The organism is Pseudomonas sp. NFACC13-1 (assembly GCF_900104425.1).
Classification (GTDB): domain Bacteria; phylum Pseudomonadota; class Gammaproteobacteria; order Pseudomonadales; family Pseudomonadaceae; genus Aquipseudomonas; species Aquipseudomonas fluorescens_AA.
The window spans coordinates 1-20,570 of sequence record NZ_FMXV01000018.1; the positions used below are offsets into that span (position 1 = coordinate 1).

The 20,570-nt window shown below is 57.0% G+C and carries 23 protein-coding genes and 2 pseudogenes; 14 read left to right on the forward strand and 11 right to left on the reverse strand.

All coding sequences use genetic code 11. The features are described 5' to 3' along the window. Positions 1 to 248: 248 nt before the first annotated feature. From BLQ55_RS20550 to BLQ55_RS20565, 4 genes and pseudogenes are all read right to left on the reverse strand, one after another. The gene (locus BLQ55_RS20550; protein WP_256326624.1) at positions 249 to 1,088 is read right to left on the reverse strand and encodes a hypothetical protein; all 840 of its coding nucleotides are present in this window, start codon (positions 1,086 to 1,088) and stop codon (positions 249 to 251) included. A gap of 257 nt (positions 1,089 to 1,345) precedes the next feature. Further along, entirely contained in the window at positions 1,346 to 1,708 is a 363-nt protein-coding gene (locus BLQ55_RS20555) for a hypothetical protein (RefSeq protein WP_092256458.1), read from the reverse strand. Between the two features lie 262 nt (positions 1,709 to 1,970). After that, entirely contained in the window at positions 1,971 to 2,693 is a 723-nt protein-coding gene (locus tag BLQ55_RS20560; protein ID WP_092256461.1) for a metallophosphoesterase, read from the reverse strand. 114 nt (positions 2,694 to 2,807) lie between these two features. Further along, positions 2,808 to 2,894, reverse strand: a pseudogene (locus BLQ55_RS20565) (cell filamentation protein Fic); the annotation flags it as partial. 699 nt (positions 2,895 to 3,593) lie between these two features. Here BLQ55_RS20565 and BLQ55_RS31710 point away from each other — a divergent pair. The 3 genes from BLQ55_RS31710 (at position 3,594) to BLQ55_RS31715 (ending at position 5,386) form a co-directional block, all read left to right on the forward strand. Beyond that, positions 3,594 to 3,848 carry a hypothetical protein gene (locus tag BLQ55_RS31710; RefSeq protein ID WP_143011759.1) on the forward strand — a complete coding sequence of 85 codons (255 nt, stop codon included), beginning with the start codon at positions 3,594 to 3,596 and terminating at the stop codon, positions 3,846 to 3,848. A 179-nt stretch (positions 3,849 to 4,027) separates the two neighbouring features. Then, complete coding sequence (locus BLQ55_RS32590; RefSeq protein WP_256326625.1) at positions 4,028 to 4,942, forward strand: polymorphic toxin type 44 domain-containing protein; 915 nt, start codon at positions 4,028 to 4,030, stop codon at positions 4,940 to 4,942. 15 nt (positions 4,943 to 4,957) lie between these two features. Next, the gene (locus BLQ55_RS31715; RefSeq protein WP_143011760.1) at positions 4,958 to 5,386 is read left to right on the forward strand and encodes a hypothetical protein; all 429 of its coding nucleotides are present in this window, start codon (positions 4,958 to 4,960) and stop codon (positions 5,384 to 5,386) included. Between the two features lie 31 nt (positions 5,387 to 5,417). Here the strand turns inward: BLQ55_RS31715 and BLQ55_RS20575 are convergent, their stop codons facing one another. Together BLQ55_RS20575 and BLQ55_RS20580 are read right to left on the reverse strand one after the other, a co-directional pair. Further along, positions 5,418 to 6,032 carry a putative adenosine monophosphate-protein transferase Fic gene (locus BLQ55_RS20575; protein WP_092256464.1) on the reverse strand — a complete coding sequence of 205 codons (615 nt, stop codon included), beginning with the start codon at positions 6,030 to 6,032 and terminating at the stop codon, positions 5,418 to 5,420. Then, a complete protein-coding gene (locus tag BLQ55_RS20580) occupies positions 6,025 to 6,201 on the reverse strand; it encodes a YhfG family protein (protein WP_092256466.1) in 177 nt (58 codons plus the stop codon). The genes BLQ55_RS20575 and BLQ55_RS20580 overlap by 8 nt, the downstream gene beginning before the upstream one ends. Positions 6,202 to 6,367: 166 nt before the next feature. Between BLQ55_RS20580 and BLQ55_RS20585 the strand changes: the two genes are divergently transcribed. Both BLQ55_RS20585 and BLQ55_RS20590 read left to right on the forward strand, forming a co-directional pair. After that, a complete protein-coding gene (locus BLQ55_RS20585; RefSeq protein WP_092256469.1) occupies positions 6,368 to 7,588 on the forward strand; it encodes a putative DNA modification/repair radical SAM protein in 1,221 nt (406 codons plus the stop codon). Next, a complete protein-coding gene (locus BLQ55_RS20590) occupies positions 7,579 to 8,457 on the forward strand; it encodes a TIGR03915 family putative DNA repair protein (protein ID WP_092197291.1) in 879 nt (292 codons plus the stop codon). Before BLQ55_RS20585 ends, BLQ55_RS20590 begins: the two co-directional genes overlap by 10 nt. 15 nt (positions 8,458 to 8,472) lie before the next feature. Here BLQ55_RS20590 and BLQ55_RS20595 read toward each other — a convergent pair whose 3' ends face one another. After that, positions 8,473 to 8,835, reverse strand: a complete 363-nt coding sequence (locus BLQ55_RS20595) for a DUF6364 family protein (protein WP_060743052.1) — start codon at positions 8,833 to 8,835, stop codon at positions 8,473 to 8,475. 4 nt (positions 8,836 to 8,839) lie between these two features. Further along, a pseudogene (locus tag BLQ55_RS20600) lies at positions 8,840 to 9,118 on the reverse strand (BrnT family toxin). Positions 9,119 to 9,795: 677 nt separating this feature from the next. Between BLQ55_RS20600 and BLQ55_RS20605 the strand changes: the two are divergent. The 3 genes from BLQ55_RS20605 to BLQ55_RS20615 all read left to right on the forward strand — a co-directional run bounded on the left by BLQ55_RS20605 (position 9,796) and on the right by BLQ55_RS20615 (position 11,447). Next, entirely contained in the window at positions 9,796 to 10,071 is a 276-nt protein-coding gene (locus tag BLQ55_RS20605; RefSeq protein WP_092256472.1) for a hypothetical protein, read from the forward strand. A gap of 244 nt (positions 10,072 to 10,315) precedes the next feature. Next, entirely contained in the window at positions 10,316 to 10,603 is a 288-nt protein-coding gene (locus tag BLQ55_RS20610) for a metal-sensing transcriptional repressor (RefSeq protein ID WP_092197282.1), read from the forward strand. A 7-nt stretch (positions 10,604 to 10,610) separates the two neighbouring features. Then, positions 10,611 to 11,447: a nickel/cobalt efflux protein RcnA gene (locus tag BLQ55_RS20615; protein ID WP_092256475.1), complete on the forward strand. Its 837-nt coding sequence runs from the start codon at positions 10,611 to 10,613 to the stop codon at positions 11,445 to 11,447. Between the two features lie 67 nt (positions 11,448 to 11,514). Here BLQ55_RS20615 and BLQ55_RS20620 read toward each other — a convergent pair whose 3' ends face one another. Beyond that, complete coding sequence (locus tag BLQ55_RS20620; RefSeq protein ID WP_092256478.1) at positions 11,515 to 12,432, reverse strand: AraC family transcriptional regulator; 918 nt, start codon at positions 12,430 to 12,432, stop codon at positions 11,515 to 11,517. 229 nt (positions 12,433 to 12,661) lie between these two features. Between BLQ55_RS20620 and BLQ55_RS20625 the strand changes: the two genes are divergently transcribed. Further along, positions 12,662 to 13,879 (forward strand): MFS transporter, encoded by a 1,218-nt coding sequence (locus tag BLQ55_RS20625; RefSeq protein WP_092256482.1) that lies wholly within the window; start codon positions 12,662 to 12,664, stop codon positions 13,877 to 13,879. Positions 13,880 to 14,023: 144 nt separating this feature from the next. Continuing rightward, on the forward strand, positions 14,024 to 14,260 hold the full coding sequence (locus BLQ55_RS32210) for a hypothetical protein (RefSeq protein ID WP_176814230.1): 237 nt from the start codon (positions 14,024 to 14,026) through the stop codon (positions 14,258 to 14,260). A gap of 45 nt (positions 14,261 to 14,305) precedes the next feature. Here the strand turns inward: BLQ55_RS32210 and BLQ55_RS20635 are convergent, their stop codons facing one another. After that, the gene (locus tag BLQ55_RS20635) at positions 14,306 to 14,794 is read right to left on the reverse strand and encodes a hypothetical protein (protein WP_092197264.1); all 489 of its coding nucleotides are present in this window, start codon (positions 14,792 to 14,794) and stop codon (positions 14,306 to 14,308) included. 127 nt (positions 14,795 to 14,921) lie between these two features. Between BLQ55_RS20635 and arsN2 the strand changes: the two genes are divergently transcribed. Then, a complete protein-coding gene (gene arsN2 / locus BLQ55_RS20640) occupies positions 14,922 to 15,353 on the forward strand; it encodes an arsenic resistance N-acetyltransferase ArsN2 (protein WP_092256485.1) in 432 nt (143 codons plus the stop codon). On the opposite strand, the gene chrA is transcribed toward arsN2, so the two are convergent. Then, positions 15,350 to 16,708 carry a chromate efflux transporter gene (gene chrA, locus BLQ55_RS20645; protein WP_092256488.1) on the reverse strand — a complete coding sequence of 453 codons (1,359 nt, stop codon included), beginning with the start codon at positions 16,706 to 16,708 and terminating at the stop codon, positions 15,350 to 15,352. The two genes, arsN2 and chrA, sit on opposite strands and share 4 nt — an antisense overlap. 418 nt (positions 16,709 to 17,126) lie before the next feature. Between chrA and BLQ55_RS20650 the strand changes: the two genes are divergently transcribed. From BLQ55_RS20650 to BLQ55_RS20660, 3 genes are all read left to right on the forward strand, one after another. Continuing rightward, the gene (locus BLQ55_RS20650; protein WP_092197777.1) at positions 17,127 to 18,698 is read left to right on the forward strand and encodes a sensor domain-containing diguanylate cyclase; all 1,572 of its coding nucleotides are present in this window, start codon (positions 17,127 to 17,129) and stop codon (positions 18,696 to 18,698) included. Between the two features lie 103 nt (positions 18,699 to 18,801). After that, on the forward strand, positions 18,802 to 19,596 hold the full coding sequence (gene xth / locus BLQ55_RS20655; protein WP_092256491.1) for an exodeoxyribonuclease III: 795 nt from the start codon (positions 18,802 to 18,804) through the stop codon (positions 19,594 to 19,596). Between the two features lie 102 nt (positions 19,597 to 19,698). Next, the gene (locus BLQ55_RS20660) at positions 19,699 to 20,523 is read left to right on the forward strand and encodes an arylamine N-acetyltransferase family protein (RefSeq protein WP_092197258.1); all 825 of its coding nucleotides are present in this window, start codon (positions 19,699 to 19,701) and stop codon (positions 20,521 to 20,523) included. The last annotated feature ends 47 nt before the right edge of the window (positions 20,524 to 20,570 follow it).

Below are 20,570 nucleotides of genomic sequence, written 5' to 3' on the forward strand. Positions count from 1 at the left end.
GATTTTGGGCAGGTCACGCAGGGGTTTCTTTTTGGTTGGCATACATGCACCTCTGACTCATGTTATGCCCGAACACAAAATTTCTGACACTCCCCAAAAAACCGGGCGAGCTATCACATCCTCAAGGAGAAACGGAGGACGCGCCAGCATCGATATCCATTCGGCACTTTTGCGAGTTCTATCCAGGATACCGGCGAACACCCTCCCATGATTGTCATCAAAGCTTCTCACAGAAAACCCCAAGTTGATCAATCGGCCTTAAGTACGTAGGTGGGGCCCCAAGTCGATTGCCCAGACGTTTGCCGCGCCTGCACATGTATAGGACGATATTTCAACTGCTTGAGCACTTGGGCCAATTTCGGAAACCCGTAGTCTGCAGGGTTGTCAGCATGCAGCACTTGGTCGACTTCACCGAGCAGCTTAACCATCTTGACTTGTTCCAACTCGCACCGCATTTGGCTCTGCTGAGTTTGCCTACAACTTCCTTGCTTATAATCGATGCTTGGCGGGTCAGCAAAGAAACCATCTACCAGCACCACTTCGCCTGCTGCCACATCGAATGTTGCGAACTCCTTGGCTAAATGAGCAGAAACGGTCCTGCCTTCTACGTCCCGCTGCTTTATAGTTTCTCGCCAACCTGCGGCAGCAGTCTGTTGTTTCACATCATAAGAGTATTTGGCAGTGCTTACACACTCGCCGTTTACCACGCGAACTGCCGTGCAACGTTGTTCCTCAACGGTCTCCGTTCTATAACTGGCATCCTCCCACTTTTGGCCACGATCGTATTCACGGAAGCTCTTAGGCTCGAGAGTGACGTAACCTAAGGTCGAAGGGCGAATTCCACGCTCGCCGGGCGTCTCGTAGCCAGGCGTCCTTGGTAAGTCATAGCTCACGCCGGTAATAGAGTAGTGGCCGGGTTCGACTAAATATATTTTGTATAAAGTACGACCGAAAACCACTTGAAAATAAGACCCCTGAGGCGCACCAATATCGGTGGTTTTCGTGTCATAACCCACTTTGAATGCAACAGACGGGTTACGTGTGTTTGTCCACTCGGTGACTGCCGAGCGCAACTTCAAGAACTCCATCGTTGAGTCGTTATTATTGAAGTCTATTTTCAAACTGTCTAGGCTGGCGCTGGGTATTACCAGAATCACCTTACCTGCTGACTGCGCGGTGGCGAAGAGTTGATCTTCGATTTTACGGCGCTCGGCAGTTTCTGAGGGTAGACTCGAGTCTTGAGCCGCGCCACCTCGCTGAATAGGTTGGATTGGGACGCACCCAGACAACAAGGAAATTCCCACTACTATAGCAGGAATTAACAGACGAGATGTTGAAGTCATACTCAGCAGCGACCAGCGGCTTTGGTCAAAGCATTACACTGTGCGGATGTCGTCTTTATATCCTCACCTTTAGTACCATCAACCGGACCTGAGCACAGAGTGTCAGAATCGATCGCACCATAAACTGAGGTGTAGTAGCAATTGTAGACACCTTTACTGCTTTGTACCCTGAATTTAACCGAATCAAGTGATGTACTACGATCCAGGATCTTCAACCCGTCCGGTGAAGTATTTAGGGCTACACCTGCTTTTTGCTGCAAGTCGCTATCATTCGCCATTGAGGATGCGATACTACCGCATCCTGCTAGGAGAGAGACCAAAGAACCAGTGAGTGCTATCTGAATGAGCTTATTGTTAATCATCATTGTGTAGGTCTCGTTATAAACTAATAAATACGACTATATCAGCGCCCACTACAATAAGCGCTGTTTCAGCACTGTCTCAAAACAAACTTTTAAACAAGGTTGCCGCGGCCGGGAGCTAGCGCTAGCGAAATCTAGTCAGCGATGAAGCTGCCGTCAATAGCTTATATGTACTATAGTTTTTAAGGGGCTGGGCATGGTGGGTCGGATGCAAATTACGAAAGGGGCACGGTTTATCAGGTCCAGGGTGGCATGAATGAGAACCTCACCCGCTCATGCTGATGCTCACGACAGTTTCGAATGGGATTTCTATCAGGCTTAACGCGCCATCAGCAAATCCACAGCCCGTGTCGATATAGACGACATTGCCCAGCCTCATGACCTCGGATACGGTTGAGTGCCCTACATAGAGCTGGCTTATTCCGTTGATGGAGGAGTGGTCTTGCCGCTCGATTTTTTTCCTGGCATACAGCGCTGTTTTCAAGGCTTGTCGTTGATTCGACTTTCCAGATTTTCCGCTAATAGCGTCCTTCGCTTCCTGCCAGCCATCGTTACTTTTAATATTTGGCGCTTCGGCATGTACTACTCCAACTGTTTGATCGCTTGATAGATTGATTTCAATGATCAGCGGAAGCGCTTGCAAGGCTTGCAGGAGTTTATGTTGAAGAGTCGGCTGTAACTCGTAGAGCCAGGCTCCACCATTTCGGATATGCCTAGGTATATTCCCGTGGCCGGAGACGCAATCAATGAGCATCTGCTCATGATTGCCGCGCACGGCATGGAACCACGGTTTCCCAAGCCAATTCAGTACATCCAAGGAGTCAGGGCCTCGGTCGATAAGGTCGCCCACAGAAAAGATGCGGTCTGCTTCGGTATTGAAATTTACTTTGCCCAAGGCTTTTTTCAGAAGCTTGAAATGTCCGTGAATGTCGCCCACTACAAAGTCACGACCTTTTTCGTTGGGTGTGAAGGATTTTGTCGTGAGCATTTTTAGTGCTTTAGCAGATGTTAGTTGCTGACAACTGTAGCACTTTTACGGAATGCAGCGTAAGGCGCTGAGCAAGCCGCAATTTGGCGAAAATCCATGCATCTTTCTCTATCCCCACCAGCTGATTTCAAACCCGACGTTCATGATCAGGTGCACGAAGAGGCTGCGTTGCGCACGGCCATTGCCTTCGCGGAAGGGGGGAGCCGTTGTCGCTTGGCCACTCTTGCGAACCATTGCCAGTTTTTGCTCTGGGCTCCAGCGGCGCCGCCGCTTCTGACCCAAAAGCTCCCCGCTGTTATCGTTGCTGTTAGTCATAAACATAACTGTTGACTATCCTTATATAAGGGGAAACGGTGTTCTGTCTTCCCTGAGGCTCGTTCAAATGGCGTCCGAACCGGGTTTTCGTAGTGACTATAGATCGCTAGATTTTTACCGCCCTCTTAATAAATTTTATGCTTATTAAGTAATAATAAATGCCGGAACTATAAATTTCCTGATAAAAATCGGCAGGAAATTGGCGCGTAGGAAAATTCCCTAAATTATGTACGAGGTCGACTACATAGCTGCCAAATCTGTAGGCGATGTATCGGTTACAGAGCGGGGCGGTGACGTTGGATAATGGGTGTATTTCATTGTTTATGCGTAAACGCATAAAAATTCATTGCATGGTTAAATATTTTTTTATACAGTGATTTTGCTATCGGAAGAGAGCGCAATAAGAACTTCTGTATGGATTGGCGTACAAAAACGTCGATTTATACATGCGATAATACAAATGGAGCAACTTATGACAGGACCGTTAGAGCTACCGCCGTTAGTTATCACCCCCGATGGCCCCCTACCTAATCCCCCGAGTCCTATCTTAGGATATATTGCAAAGCCAGTACTTGGAACGGGCAAGTGGTAGAGATTGTAGAAGTTGAGAATTTTTTTAAGCGGCGGGACGTTAAAAGTGAACGTCTGATAATGACTGTTATTTTTACGATTTTCCAACTAAATAGAAGTATCGATAATTCATATAGTTCTTATTTTGGTAGGTTGAGTTCTGAGCTTGATTCGGAAATTAATGCTGCTGTCGGTTTCGCTAATGGTTCTTCTTTGGATAGGTTGAAAGCTGAAAGAAATGTTGTTGATGAAATGTTGTCAAAGGACTAGTCAGAGCTCACTCAAAGTTTGATGGTGGCAAATAGTTTTTTCGGTAGCAGTCCGTTTGATCGAGATATGAAGAATAGGGCAGTTGATTTCGTAAATATCATGGTAGGCGCAATGGTAGGCTACCGCTGGAAACTTATAAGGCGTGGCTCCGATCTATTACTGCGGCGTATAGAGGGAGGGTGCTCGCGGAGCGAATAAAAATTTTAACTGACAAGTCACGAGCTTTAATTTCTGCCGTTTCGGCTGCGGAAGAAAAAGAGAACTTGAAGGTGTGGGCCGGGGTAGCTGCTTGGGCAGCTAAATACAATACAAGGAAAAATCCGATTGTCCATAAGTACAATTTGGATAAAGTCAATGTGGAGGTGAACGTACAGTCCAGGCTTGATGCGGTTGCCGCAAAAATACCTGATCCCACAGCGACTCCTGTTGACTGGGTCAATAAGGGAGTTAAGGTGGTAAATCAGGTATTAAATGATGAACGGAGAGAGCTATCTGCACTGAACTTGGTATTGGGAAAGTACCCTGGTGTGGATTTCAAGAAACAAGATCTTAAAGCGTTTCTTGAGCGTACACGGGATAATCAACTAGATCCTGATGTTTCGTTCGAGCAGGAGTTTGCAGCTATTCAAGCGGCCTATCGAAGCGACGTGTTGAATGATGAGATCATTAGTCTCGAAGGACGACTGTTAAAATTAATTGAGGCTCAAGAAAAACAATCAGAAGAGCGAGCCGCTTCAGGTAACCCTCCGTTATCGCCGCCCGGTGTTAAGTTGGACGGGAACTTGGAAGAGGCAAGGAAATGGAGAGAGGCGGCTGAAGTAATTGCAGGTGGGGAGGCTTACGTTCTCGGAGTGTTTTACACTAAGGTTCGAAACAAAGGTGAGTGGGATTATAAGCAGCTTGGTAGAGAGTTCGAGGCGTTTGGTAATTTTAATTACGGTGCTACTGGCACTGCGGCGGGTATTCCGGAGCAGGTATTATTAAGAGCTGCTGGTGCTGCTCAATCCGTAGCGGGGACATCGAAGGCGGAGTTTGGGAAGTGGTGGGCAGAGTCACCCTACGGTGATGATAGGATGGACCAAATCTCTGGATAAAGGCAGGTATAAGATATGCTAAAACCAAAGGCTTATAAGTTGGCTTTTTTAATCCTGTTGCTGGTTTGTATTGTTCAGGCTGCATATATTTTCTTTAGCGGTCCATTTTTGCCGGCTCCGTCAAGAATAATTTCCGTGACGCCAGTCGATACCACCGGTGCGATCTACGAAGTACTTTATGACTCGGGTGGGGCAACAGTCCCGTTTGTCTATCGATATTTTCTCATCGAGAAAACCGATGACTCTGCTGCAGCGCTTGATAAAATAAAGTCAAGTAGCCCATTTCTTGTGACGCAAAGTTCTGGTGCTGTTCGTGCGACTTTGCCTGGTAGGGTTAGACTCAGAACACTGGATGTTGTGTATGAGTATAGAAATATTGCTTATTATGAAGCTAATGGGGAATGGAAACGCGTTAAGTTGGATCTGACTTCAGATATTCCATGAGGGGGAAGCCGAGTTGCGATTCGGGTTGATACTAGGGGGCGGGGAGTTCAGGTTGAATTGTCTTTCCTATGCACTTCTCAAAAACCTGCTCCATAGGCTCCATGACGCAGTTATAGGCCGCGATATTGGCGTAGATCCACTCGTCTTTCTCAATCCCCCACCAACTGATTTCAAACCCGGCATTCATGATCAGGTGTTCAAACAGGATGCGCTGGGCACGGCCATTGCCTTCGCGGAAGGGGTGTACGACGTTGATGTCGGAATAGGTTTCTGCAACGGCGACGATCAGGTCTGCCCTGTCCAGCCCTTCGAGCCAGTTGGCCGCCGCCATGCTCATGAAGATTTTGTTGGCTTCCGCCTCCATGTACTGGGGTTGGCAAAAGCGGGTGGCTTGTTTGGACATGCCAACGGTGCGCAGCTCTCCGGCCCATTCGAACAGGTCCGAGAAGAGAACTCGATGAATGTTTTGAAGGTAAGCCAGGCTGTAGGGAGGTGGGCTGAATTCGACGTTGTCCGCTGCGATGGTCGAGAGTTGTTGTTCGGCTTCGCTTAGAGTTGGTTCGTCTCGAATATCGAGCTTGTTGCGAAGGACCGCGGAGCCGGGATAGCAGTAAGCGTCTTCACCGACTCCATATTTGTCAGGCATCAGGTTCAGGTCGGGTGAAGGCCTTCAAGACCTCTTCGCGCGTTGGCATTTTGCGTTGGCCGTCGGCGAAGGTCGTTTTGAAGCCTTCCAGGCGCAGGCTAGCCGCGTAGTTGGATCTGCGCGTCCTGGCGGCATAGGCCTTTTTGGTTTCAAGGCTGACATTGCCCATGGGGCTGGACCTCAATCGCGTTGGTTGGCCGATTATAGCCCATCCCACCGGCGTGGCCTACGTCATGGCCAGGGTGACTCATGGCAGGTGTTGAATTGACCAATGGCGCTTGCATCTCGGCGTATCTCAAAATACTGTATTTATATCCAGTATTCGAGTTCACTTCATGCAGCTTATCGCCAAGCTCGGCATTCTCGCCGATGCTGCCAAGTACGACGCTTCCTGCGCCAGCAGCGGTGCCCCCAAGCGCAGCTCCCGTGGTCGTCATGGGCTGGGGGCCACCGATGGCATGGGCATTTGCCATAGCTATACGCCGGATGGGCGCTGCGTTTCGTTGCTGAAGGTGTTGCTGACCAATTTTTGCCTGTACGACTGCCAGTATTGCGTCAACCGTCGTTCCAGCAACGTGCCGAGGGCGCGCTTCACGCCGGAGGAGGTGGTTCGGTTGACCCTGGATTTTTATCGTCGCAACTGCATCAGTGGGTTGTTTTTGAGTTCCGGCATCATTCGCTCGGCCGATTACACCATGGAGCAGTTGATCCGAGTGGCGCGGTTGCTGCGGGAAGAGCATCAGTTTCGTGGTTATATCCATCTCAAGACCATTCCCGATGCCGATCCGCTGTTGATCGAGGAAGCGGGGCGGTTGGCTGATCGCTTGAGCGTGAATATCGAGCTGTCCTCCGATATCAGCCTCAAGCGCCTGGCACCGGAAAAGCAGTTGTCGACCATCCGCCAAGCCATGGGCACCATCCACCAGGGGCAACAGGCGGTGGCCGGTGAGCCGCGGGCGCCTCGCTTCGCCCCGGCCGGGCAGAGCACGCAGGTGATTGTGGGGGCCGATGCCAGCGATGATCACGCCATCCTGAGCAACGCCGAGTCGCTCTACCAGGGGTACGGTTTGCGACGGGTTTACTATTCAGCGTTCAGCCCGATTCCCGACAGCCCCGCCAGCGTGCCCCTGGCGGCACCGCCGTTGCTGCGCGAGCACCGGCTTTATCAGGCGGACTTTCTCATGCGCGGTTATGGCTACAAGGCAGGCGAGCTTTTGAGCGAAACCCACAACCTGGACTTGGATATCGACCCCAAGCTGGCGTGGGCGCTGGCCAATCGCGAGGTGTTCCCGCTGGATGTCAACCGCGCCGAACCCGCATTGCTGGCGCGTATTCCGGGGATTGGCCTGCGTAGTGTGCAACGCCTGGTTGCGCTGCGCCGGGAGCGGCGTGTGCGTTATGACGACCTGGTGCAGTTGCGGTGCGTGCTGGAGAAGGCGCGACCGTTCATTGTCACCAGCGATTACCGGCCTGCCGACGCCCAGGTGCGCAGCGGCCTGCTGCGGGCGCGGTTGCGTGACCCCCAGCGGCCGATGCAGATGGGGCTTTGGTCGTGATTGCCCTGGATTGCGAGAACGATTTCGCTACGTGGCGGGACCAGGCTCGAACGCTGCTCGGCCATGGTATCGACCCGAGCGATGTCACATGGGCCCAAGGCCCGATGGCCGATCTTTTGGCCATGCCGGCGTCGCTGCCCCAAGGACCGGGCCCGTTCCGTACGCGAGTTCCCGCGGCCTTGCTGACCCAGCTCGAACAGGCTGGCCGCTACCAGGGCGAACAGCGCTGGAACCTTCTGTACGAAGTGCTTTGGCGGGTTGCCCACGGCGACCGCACGGCCATGCTCGCGGGCGATCGCCTGGGCAGTGAGCTGCAGCGGCGGATCAAGCAGGTCCAGCGCGAGGCTCATCATCTGCATGCCTTCGTCCGCTTCGTTCCCTTGCCGCAAGCATTGGCCGAGCAACTGCAGCTGGATCTGGTCGCCTACCACCAACCGGCCCATGACATCCTCGAAAGCGCCAGTGGTCATTTTGCCGAGCGACTGGGACAACAGCGCTGGCTGATCGCAACGCCTCGCGACGGTATCCGTTTCGATGGGCAGTCGTTGGATTACCAGCGACGGTGCCCCGAGCAGTGGCAGCATTGGGCGCGGCACGCGGAAGATCCCGGGGCTGAGCTGTGGCGGACCTATTACAGACACATCTTCAACCCGGCGCGGCTCAATCCCCAAGCGTTGCGTCAGCACATGCCAGGGCGATTCTGGCAGCACTTGCCGGAAGGCGAGTTGATTCCGCGCCTGGTGGGTTTGGCGCGGCGGGGGAAGCAGCGGGATGGGCAGGCGTTGGAGGTGGGGGAGAAAATGGGCAAGCGGATTATTGTGGGTGTGGGTGAAGGCACTGGGTTAAGACAGTGCCTTGCTCCTGAGTAAATCGATCCTCTCAGTTCATACCGATGCTTTGGCTTTACCGGGCCTGGATGCGTCCACCATCTTGTGCAGCTCCTCAGTCATGGCGGCTAGGCGCTTTTCCAGATCCTTCACGTCGGACCGGGTAATACCGTTTGCATAGGGTTTAACTGTTCGGGTTCGCTTTTGGGCTGCCGGTGACAGATTGTGGGCAGTTTCAGATATCAAAGCCTGACGCAGTAGATTGTTGATGAGTGTCTGATATCCAGTACCAGCACTTTCGGCGCGTTCGCGAGCGGCCTCGATCACGTCCTCATCAAGCATGATGGTTATGCGGGTTTTGCCTTTGCTGCTTGCAACCGCCCCACGCTTGGCTGTGCTGAAATCGTATTCTTCTTTCATGGGGTCAACCTCCCAGGTACTGACGTAGTTCTTTTTTGGAGGTTAGTCGTGCGCTGATAAGACGAACGAAATCTGGCTCACGGTAGGTGTATGCAACGACGAGTACACGACCGCAGGCGTCTTGCCCCATGATAATTCACCGCTTTTCATCATGATCATTATCCTCACGCTCAAGAGCCATTTCGTCATAAAACACAGCTTCGGCATCGGCCAGACTCACCTTGTGTTTCTTCTTGTTAGCGACGTTTTTTGCTGGATCATACTGAGTTCTGAATGTTGTCATTATGCATATTCTATATGTATAAAAAAGACCCTGTGTCAGCCCTTTCGTTTGACTTGCAGCCAGGACGGGTGCGCTCAACCATACGATGAAACCTCAGCCCTGCTTATGGCGTTGAGCGCTCATTCGTATCGAAATCATTCTTTGCATCCCACCGCCTGAACTGCTGAGTCCAGCTCCGGACACCTCAATCGGAAATTTCCCTCAAGCTGCGTCGCTCCCCGCTGACTATCCACCCAATCACCCCGTGCGCTAAGTTTTCTCCGTCGCTGCAAATTCAGCGAGAGGGTGTGGAAGCCCTTGTGAAAACCTAGCGCGTTGCACCGCTAAATTAAAAAGCAGACGCTTTTCCTAGGTCTGCTGTTAAATTACGGCGGCTGTACGCGGGGCGCCTTCGGGTGCGCCGGGTCCTAGGTTCTCGGTCTTCCACACCCGCGTACAGCTGCCACCCACCAGGTGGAAGTGGTGAAGGCAGTTCCTTTACATAACCTAGGTACAAGCCAATGAAAAAGCTCACCCCCAACCCTCCGAAAACCACAGCCAATCCAAGGTGGCTTTCGTCTAGCGTCACCCAAGAATATCTCCTGCCAAGTATCCGAATCTCGATCCCGGATTCGCTCCCTTTGCCAGCGGCATCTCAATCCGCCACCGACCTCCCATTCCCGCAGGAGTAACCCCTCATGTCCCGCTACATGCCCATCACCGGTATCGAAAACAATTTCCACGCGCTCCTGATCGACACTGAAGCGCCGTTGGACGTGTTGCACGATACCGCTGCTTACCGCATCGCCGCTGTCACCCAGTTGCTGGAAAACCTCGCCATGCGTTCCGACATCAGTACGGACGCGGTGGTACTCCATGATCTTGCCCAAGTGCTGGCGATCCCCCTGCGCGACGGGTGTGATTTGCTGGATGTGATCGGGCGGCGATTGCAGGCGCAGGTTCTGGCGCTGTAATGAAAGTGGGCGACCTCACAAGGTCGCCTGCATTGCCTTGCTCATCATCCTGTGCAGCCTGGAGCCTGTGGGAACGGGCTTGCTCGCGATAGTGGTGGGGCAGTTGATGGCGATGTTTGATGTGCTGCCGTCATCGCGAGCAGGCTCGCTCCCACAGGTTAGTCAGCGTTTCGATGAGTTGCTTGTATCCTCCCTGGGGGGATAGGATGGCGACGCAAATTCATCGAAACCCAGGGCCCAAGTCATGAATGCGCATGATCATGAACATCCCCACCAAAGCCACGCAGCGATCATCAAGCGCCTCAAGCGCGCGGATGGCCATTTGCGCAGCATCATCACGATGATCGAAGAGGGGCGTGAGTGCGTGGAGATTGCCCAGCAGTTGCATGCGGTTGAAAAAGCGGTGTGCCAGGCCAAACGAACGTTGATCCAGGATCACATCGATCACTGTCTGGAGGACACCGTTTCGTCGTTGAATAAAGGCGAGCGCGCGCCGCTGGAAGCCTTCAAGCAAATCACCAAGTACCTCTAGGCCCTACATGCCAGATTTTGCTGAATTGCTGCAACAGGGTGGCGCTCAGGCCTGGCTGTATTTTCCCAGCGCTATCTTGCTGGGGGCCTTGCATGGCCTGGAGCCGGGCCATTCGAAAACCATGATGGCGGCGTTTATCGTGGCGATCCGGGGTTCGGTCAAGCAGGCGGTGTTGCTTGGGCTGGCGGCGACGCTGTCCCACACTGTCGTGGTGTGGCTGGTTGCCATCGGCGGCATGTATCTGGGTCAGGGGCTCGATGCCGAAACCACGGAACCTTATTTCCAACTGGCATCTTCTGCGTTGATCATTGCCATCGCGCTGTGGATGCTGTGGCGAACCTGGCGCGGCGAGCAGATGTTCAAGTTCGCACAAGGGCATGACCACCACCATCATCACGATCACGACCATCACCACAAACACGAGCACCCCGAACCCAAAGGCCCGGCGTTGGCACTGGAGGGTTATCAGGACACCCACGAACAGGCGCATGCCAACGACATCCGCAAGCGCTTCACCAACCGGGAGGTCACCACGGGCCAGATCATCCTGTTCGGGCTCACGGGCGGGCTGATTCCTTGTCCTGCGGCCATTACCGTCCTGTTGCTGTGCCTGCAAGTCAAAGCGGTCGCGCTGGGCGGCCTGCTCGTCCTGTGCTTCAGCATCGGCCTGGCGATGACCCTCGTGACCGTGGGGGCTGCGGCGGCCATTGGTGCAAGGCAGGCTTCCAATCGCTGGCCTTGGCTGGGCACCGTTGCTCGTCGGGCACCTTACCTGTCCAGCGTGTTGATCATCGGCGTCGGTCTCTACGTGGGCGTCCACGGTTGGATCGGCTTGAGTACCTAGACCGCTCCTACGGGCGCAGCCCAGCGAGAGCAAGCTACCTCGCCACAATCAGTCAAGCCTGAATCAATCAAACCGCCTTGCTCTGGTTGGCTGGCCCGCGCAACGCCGCGATGTCCCGCTTGGGTGGCACGCCAAACAAGCGGGCATATTCGCGGCTGAATTGCGAAGGGCTTTCGTAGCCCACCTTGAAGGCCGCACTCGCCACGTCCACGTGTTCGTTGAGCATCAAGCGTTTGGCTTCGTTCAACCGCAGCCACTTCTGGTATTGCAGCGGGCTCATCGCCGTGAGCTGGCGGAAGTGGTGGTGAAACGTCGGCGCGCTCATTTGCACCCGCGCCGCGAGGTCGTTCACGCGCACGGGCTCGGTGTAGTTCAATTTCAGCCAGTCGATGGCCTTGGCGATCCGGTAGCCCTGGCTATCGACCGAGGCGATCTGCCGCAGTCGGGCGGCCTGGTCGCTGAGCAGCAGCCGGTAGTGGATCTCGCGCTGGATCAAAGGTGCCAGTATGGGAATCGCTTCCGGTTCGTCGAGCAACGCCAGCAGGCGTGCGAACGGCGCCAAAAGGTCCGGCGTCGCGGTGCCGGTTCCTGCGCCGATCCCGACCGCTCGATCATGCGGCGGCGACAGGCTGCCTTGGGCGATCAGGTCGGCCACCATGCGCAAGTCGAGCCTCAGGACCAGGCCCAGGCAGGGTTGCTCCGGGCTTGCCTGCAGCACTTCGGAATTGGCCGGGATGTCCAGGGAGGTCATGAGGAACCGCCCGGTGTCGTAGCCATAGGCTTCGCCACCGATCCACACCTGCTTCTCGCCTTGGGCCACCAGCACGATGCTCGGTTCGATCATGCAGATCACCGGCGGCGCCGGGGCTTCACGCCGGAAGAAGGCGAGGCCGGGAATGGGCGTTTCGAAGTCGCCCGGGTGCGGAGTCCGGGCGCCAATGATGGCGGTCAATGTCTCTTGTACGGATCTGCGTTGGACGGCCATGTCGGCTCCGGGTGTCATCTCGGCTCAAGCGCTATAGGCAGAACATTAACGTGCTAAACGAAGCGCTGCCTATACGCGATGGAAGAACTCATAGGATCAGGCAAGCATCCCAGCGTAATGCGTTACCGGACGGCCGGATCGAGCGCTGAAAATACTCCCTCACTCGATCCACCAAAGAATCGCGAGCTCGCTCCCACAGCTCCATCAAGCAACACAGGATTGTCATTCAATGACCGATAACCCATTGTCACAAAACCCGCCCGCCTGGGGCGCGGTATTTGCCATGGCGCTCGCCGCGTTCGTGCTGGTTGCCTCGGAGTTCATGCCCGTCAGCTTGCTGACGCCGGTAGCGGCCGATCTTCATGTCAGTGAAGGGCAGGCTGGTCAAGGCATTGCCGTCTCTGGCGCCTTTGCCCTGATCACCAGCCTGTTCATCGCCTCGATTGCCGCCCGGGTCGACCGCAAATGGCTTCTGCTGGGGCTGACCTTGCTGATGATCGTTTCAGGCTCCGTGGTGGCGTTCGCACCGAATTACCCGGTATTCATGGTCGGTCGCGCGTTGATCGGCGTGGCGATTGGCGGCTTCTGGTCGCTGTCGGCGGCCACGGCCATGCGGCTCGTGCCGGACGCTCAGGTTCCGCGGGCACTGGCCTTCGTCAATGGCGGCAATGCCTTGGCGACCGTGGTCGCTGCGCCGCTGGGCAGCTTCCTGGGGGCGATCATTGGTTGGCGTGGCGCGTTTTTCTGCATCGTGCCGGTCGCCGCCATCGCCCTGGTCTGGCTGCTGTTGCGCCTGCCCTCCATGCCTTCGAAGGCGAAGCAGGGCAGTACCAACGTCTTCAAGTTGATGACCCGGGCACCCGTCGCGCTGGGCATGCTGGCGGTCAGCACGTTTTTCATGGGGCAGTTCATGTTGTTCACCTACCTGCGACCGTTCCTTGAAACGGTGACGCAAGTGAGTGTTTCAATGCTGTCCTTCATGTTGTTGGTGATCGGTGTGGCGGGGCTGCTGGGCACTTTCCTGATCGGGATCTGCTTGAAAAACAACCTCTATCGGACGCTTATCGTCATCCCCCTGTTGATGGCCGCGATTGCCATTGCCCTGGTGGGGTTCGGCGGCTCGGTCACGATCACGACCCTCCTGCTCGGCCTTTGGGGGCTGGTGGCCACGGCAGCGCCCGTAGGCTGGTGGACCTGGCTCTCGCGAACGCTACCGGAAGATGCCGAAGCCGGTGGCGGCTTGATGGTGGCGATCGTCCAGCTCGCCATCGCAGCGGGCGCGACAGTGGGTGGCCTGCTGTTTGATCTGAGTGGCTATCGCGCGACCTTCGAAACCAGTGCGGCTGTGTTGGCTGTGGCCGCTGTGCTGACGGTGCTGGCTGCTCGGTCGGCGGCGCGGGAATCTTCATCGACTGGGGGGGCGGCGTCCTATGGTGCGGCGGGTTGAGGCGAAGCATGCACGCCAGGAAGGGCGACCGTTGGGCGCCTGGAGTTGGTGGCATATTGATGGCTTGTTATGCTCTGGGTTTGTTATCCATCACGTTGGTTCATTGTGACGACCGAGCGAATTTCCCAATTAGAGCAAGCCCTTATGGCCGTGATCGCCGCAGCCGGGAAAATGGGCATCAGCAGCGATGAATTGTGCGCACAGGCGGTGGGCGGGCTGATATCCGATCCGTACTGGAGCTGGGCGGATGTTCGATATGCGCAAGGCGCGGCTGACGAAATCGACAATGCTTTGAATAGACTTGTGGGCAGGCCGGCGCAAGAATTGACGCTGCCGGTGCCCGAAAGCGATCCAGCACTCGAATCAGCGCCGCAGATCTAGCGTGTTATCCCTTGAAAATGGGCGATCAAGGGGCGCCCATTTGCGTTATAGGCCAAGGCCTTCTTCTACCAGCGAGAGCAAGGCGTCCTCGTCCAGAATGGCAGGTTCAGGGCGCTGTTGCCCCGTCGGGCGCAGGGCCTGGATATGCCAAAGCGATTCACCATGCTCACCGAGTGTGCGCACGATGCAGTGTTCCTGCCCCTTCATATGGACTTCAATGCAGCCCTCTCCCTTGGGCGAGAAGCGCGCAATCGGGTCGAATAGAATGCGGCGATGATTGCCTTCGATCATCAGTTGGTCGATGGCGTAGTTGTACGTCGAACCGCTGGAATGACTTTCAAAGACGTGGGTGGGATTGCGCCGGATGTCCAGGCCCGCCTCGCACACGGGAGCCAGCCAGGTTTCGATCTGGCGATACAGCTCGTAGACCTGGGCGGGCCAGTGCTCGATCGCCAGGTCGGCGCAGTTGTCGGTATCCGCACGGGTCTGTTGGGTTTTCCTCAGTTTGGCTGCTAGCTCGTCTGCCTTGCTCATGTCGATTCCTTGTCGTGATGATAGGTTGAGCTTAGCTGATGGGCTGGAGTGCCCATTGCGCTGGGTCATGGCGGGTGGGGGGAGTCTCATGCGATCTCGATCACCGAGACATCCACGAGGACATGCCATGCACATGAAAGCACTGAGCAATAACGACTTGGGACCCTTGCGTGATGCACTCACCCAAGCCGGGCTACCCGTGGGCGACCTGACATATTCCGGTCGCCAGTTCTTCAGCTTCAACCACCAGGGTGTCGACGTGGGGTTTGCTGGCATCGAGGGGGAGGGGGCCGAGCGGTTGCTACGCTCGTTGGTTGTCCTTGAGGGGCAGCGCGGGCGGGGGGCTGGGGTGGCGGTACTGACCGCTGTCGAAGCGTTTGCGAGACGCGAGGGGGTGGAGCGGCTCCACCTGTTGACCGACAGCGCCGCGGCGTTTTTTTCTGGCCAGGGCTATCAGCAGGAGGATCGCTCGCTGGCGCCCGCGTCGATCAGCGCGATGGCCCAGTTCAAGACCTTGTGCCCGGCCTCGGCGACCTACCTGAGCAAGCGCCTCGTCTAGCGCAGCAAATGCACCGCCAACCCGGCCAACCCGCACGCCAGCAACACCTGGATCACGCCGCGCTTGTAGCGAAACAGCGCAACTGCCGCAGCAATCGCGATGATCGCTGACGGCCAGTCTAGGGCACCTGCAAAACCGTTGGGCCAGAGCACGTGATAACCGAAGAAGCAGGCCAGGTTGAGGATTACCCCGACCACCGCCGCGGTAATCGCCGTCAGCGGTGCGGTGAATTTCAATGCGTTGTGGGTCGATTCCACCAGCGGGCCGCCGGCCAGGATGAACAGGAACGAGGGCAGGAACGTGAACCAGGTCACCAGCGTAGCCGCGACGGCACCGGCGAGGAAGACCTGTTCGGGGCCGAACACCTGCATCACGTAACCTCCGACGAAACCGACGAAGGCCACGACCATGATCAGGGGCCCGGGCGTGGTTTCGCCCAGGGCCAGGCCGTCGATCATTTGTGTCGGCGTCAGCCAGCCGAAGTGCCCGACGGCGCCCTGGTACACGTAGGGCAAGACCGCATAGGCACCGCCGAAGGTCAGCAGCGCGGCCTTGGTGAAGAACCAGGCCATTTGCGTCAATGTGCCGCCCCAGCCGAACACGGCGGTCAGCAGGCCCATGGGCACGATCCACAACAGGGCACCGACGACCACCAGGCGGGCCAACCTGGCGGCGCTGAACCGGGCGTGGTCCGGGGTCGGCGTGTCGTCGTCGATCAAGGCGGGGCCGAAGGATTTGTGTTGGGTATCGTGACCACCCAGGCTGAATTTTCCCGGGGCCCAGCGGCCGCCGAAATAACCGACGACAGCCGCACCCAGCACGATCAGCGGGAAGGGCAGGTCGAAGGCAAATATTGCGCTGAACGATGCCGCCGCGATCGCCCACAGCCAACTGTTCTTGAGCGCGCGGGAGCCGATCCGGTGGGCGGCATGCACCACGATGGCCGTCACCGCCGGTTTGATGCCGTAGAAAATACCCGCCACCACCGGCACTTCGCCAAAGGCGATGTACAGCCACGACAACGCGATGAGAATGAACAGCGAAGGCAGCACGAACAACGCGCCGGCGATCACTCCACCCCAGCTTCGGTGCATCAACCAGCCCAGGTACGTCGCCAATTGTTGGGCCTCAGGCCCCGGCAGCAACATGCAGTAATTGAGGGCGTGCAGGAAGCGCCGCTCGGAAATCCAGCGCCGCCGCTCCACCAACTCCTGGTGCATGATCGCGATCTGCCCCGCTGGGCCGCCGAAACTGATGAAACCCAGTTTGAGCCAGAACCAGAACGCCTCGCGCAGACTGACGGCGCCGGGTCGGGTCAGGGCCTGTTCATCATCGATTCGGGTCGGTTGGCTCATGGTCGACGGGGCACCTGGAAGTCAAAGGCGACCATACGTTATGGGGCGTTACGCAATTTAGATAGTCCCCAGGAAGGTTTGTTTGCAAAGAGATCGGTAGCGAGGGGAGCTTGCCCCATGTAGGAGCTGTCGAGTGCAACGAGGCTGCGATCTTGTCCCACACAATTGAGTCAAAAGTGAACCATCAAAATCAAGATCAAAAGATCGCAGCCTTCGGCAGCTCCTACGACAGGCGGAGATTTATTCGTTCTGAAACGGACATTCTTACTGGCCCAGGTACGGGGTTTTGGATCCACTCCAGCCACCCATCGGCTCCGCTGCACGGGCAAATTGCCGCCTCACAGGCGGTAGGCTAAGCTCACGAATATTGGGGGTTATGCGCGAATTCGCACATGCTTTGCCCTCTTCGGGAATTCGCTTGCCAATCTCCATCTACGATCCTTTTCATATCCCTGCCGGTGCCCTGAAACGCCTGCCGCTGCTCAAGGCTGCGGTTATGTTTATCGCGGCAGTGTGCCTGTGCCTGTGCGGTTTGCTTTACCTGCAGTTGGAGCAATCGCGCAGCCACGACCTGGCGTCGGCCCGCATCGCCTCGGCCACCCTTACCCGGGCCATGGCCCAGCAGGCCCAAGACACCTTCATCCAGGCCGATCTGGTCCTGGCCAGTCTGGCGGATTGGATCCAGGTCGACGGTTTTGGTCCTGCGGTCCAGCCACGCTTGCAGCAAACTCTTGCGCGCCGCGTGCAATCGCTTGAACAGATGCATGGCCTGTTCCTGTTCGACAAGCGCGGTCATTGGGTCATTACCTCCTTTGAAGACCTGCACAGGGGGGCAGGGGTGGCGGATCGAGAGTATTTCGTTTTCCACCAGCAGAACGCCTCCCTGGTCCCCCATATCGGCCCGGCGATACGCAGTCGGCAAAACGGTGAGTGGATCATCCCGGTTTCCCGGCGCTTGAATGATCGAGACGGCAACTTCCAAGGCGTGTTGATGGCCGGCATCAAAATGTCCTACTTCGACCGGTTCTTCAAAAGCTTCAGCTTGGATGAGCAAGGCGAGATGGCCCTGGCTTTGTCCGACGGGACGCTGTTGGCCCGGCGCCCCTTCGATGAGGCGCGGATCGGTCGCCCATTGGCCGAGGAACATATCTACAACCATGACCTCTCGGCAGGGATGTCTGGCGATGCGATCATCCGTTCGGATGTCGACGGTGTCGTCAGGCTGTACGGGCATCAACATTTACAGGCTTATCCCTTGGTGGTCGTCGCCGCGGTGTCCGAAGAATCGATCCTGGCGGGCTGGCATGACCGGGCGTTCCAATCCAGCCTCATCGTAGGCCTGGTGGTCCTGGGCATTTGCTTGTTCGGCTGGGTCTTCGTGCGTCAGGTACGCAACAGCGAAAAGATCGAAGCGGACTTGCGCAAGGCGCAGGAGGCGTTGGAACTGATTGCCACCCATGACAGCCTCACCGGGCTGGCGAACCGGCGTCTGTTCGAACGGGCCCTGGACATCGAGTTCGGTCGGGGCGCTCGTCAGCGCAGTCCCTTGAGCCTGATCATGCTCGACATCGATTTTTTCAAACGCTACAACGACGCCTATGGGCATGTGGCAGGGGATCACTGCCTGGCGGAAGTGGCCAAGGTGCTCAAGAGTTGCTGCCATCGCAAGGCCGATCTGGCAGTACGGTATGGCGGCGAAGAATTTGCGGTACTGCTGCCCGACACCAACCTTTCGGGGGCCATGGCGTTGGCCGAGCAGATCCGCCGCAGCGTCATCGACAAGCACATCACCCATTCCGGCTCCCCGACCGGCTTCCTCACGGTGAGCCTGGGCTGCTATGCCTTTGTGCCCAGCAGCCTGGACAGCATCGAAGTCTTCATCCAGCGCGCCGATGCGGCGCTTTACCAGGCCAAGCACAGTGGCCGCAACCGGGTGGCGGTGTTATCGACAGAAAGCGGGCTGGATACGCTGGCGCGCTCGGATCGTTGAGAGCGATTGGAACATCGGCCATGGGGCTGACGAAGACCCGTTGCAACCACCGCGCCGGGTTGACGGTCACAGCCAGTAACGTGACGTTTCGAGTGCTGGGCCTATGAAAAACCTGCGGATCGCGACCTTCAATATCAATGGCATCCGGGCACGGCTGCCCAACCTGCTGGAATGGCTGGAGCGGGAAAAACCCGACATTGTCTGTTTGCAGGAACTCAAGGCCGTGGACAAGGATTTCCCGGCGGCGGAGCTGGAATCGGTGGGGTACGGGGCAATCTGGCACGGGCAGGTGTCCTGGAACGGTGTCGCGATCCTGGCCCGTGACGCGCAGCCGTTGGAGAGCCGCCGTGGCCTGCCCGGCGGGGATGACGACAGCCACAGTCGCTATCTGGAGGCGGCGGTGCACGGAGTGCTGGTGGGGTGCCTCTACCTGCCCAACGGCAATCCGCAACCGGGTCCCAAGTTCGACTACAAGTTGGCCTGGTTCGAACGGCTGATCGAATACGCCCAGGGGCTGCAGGCCAGTGACCATCCCGTTGTGCTCGCCGGTGACTACAATGTGGTGCCCACCGACATGGACATCTACAACCCGCGTTCCTGGCTCAAGGATGCGCTGTTGCAGCCCGAAAGCCGCGAGTGTTACCAGCGGTTGCTGGACCAGGGCTGGACCGATTCGCTGCGCCATCTGTATCCGGACGAGCGCCTCTACACCTTCTGGGATTATTTCCGCCAGCACTGGCAAAAGAACTCCGGGCTGCGCATCGATCACCTGCTGCTCAACCCGGTCGCCAGCGCCTACCTGAGCGAGGGCGGCGTGGACGCCTGGGTCCGGAACCAGCCCCACCCCAGCGACCATGCGCCCACCTGGATCCGGCTGGCTTCGCGTAAACGGCGCTGACGGGGCCGATTGTTGTCTCTGTGAGAGGAATGCCTTATACCTGCGCCCATGAGCCGTGCGCTCGTTGTGAGCGCTGGCCGACCCCGGGAAAAGGACACCCTCATGAGTCATCCCCCACTGAGCGATACGACCCGTTATTTGCGGCGCCTGGGTTTCGACGCACCACCGGCGCCGACGCTCGACACCTTGCGCCAGCTGCAATGGCGCCATACTGCTGAATTCCCTTTTGAAACCCTGTCGACGTTGCTGCGTCAGCCCGTGCCCATCGACCTTGAATCGGTCGAGCGCAAGGTTTTTGAAGACGGGCGTGGTGGCTATTGCTATGAACTCAACCAGTTATTCCTGGCGCTGTTGCAGGCATTGGGTTTCGATGCCCGTGGCATCACTGGGCGCGTGGTGATGAATGCGCCGGAGGACGCCTGGCCTGCCCGGACCCATCGGCTGAGCCTGGTGACGATCGACGGCGTGCGCTATATCACTGACGTCGGCTTTGGCGGCATGGTGCCCACCGCGCCGCTGCTGCTGGACAGCCGTGAGACCCAGGTCACGCCCCATGAGCCGTACCGCATCGAGACCCCTGCGGACGGTTACCTGTTGCGCGCCAACGTTGCCGGCGAATGGCGGCCGATGTACCTGTTCGACCTGCAACGCCAGGAAGACATCGACTACACCGTCGGCAATTGGTACGTCTGCAGCCATCCGGAGTCGCCGTTCATGGGCCGGTTGATGGTGGCCCGCACCGGTGAGGGATTGCGCAAGACCCTGAACGGCAACAGCTACGCCGTGCACCGCATAGGGCAGGAGAGCGAGCGGCGGGTGATCATCGATGCCGATGAGTTGATCGATCTGCTGGAACAGGAGTTCAACCTGCGCGTGCCGCCACGGGAGCTGTTGCGGCCCGCGCTTGTGGGGTTGCTTCAAGGATAAAAAGGCGGTTGGCCGCAGGCCTGTTCCAGATGTGCATGCAGTAAGTT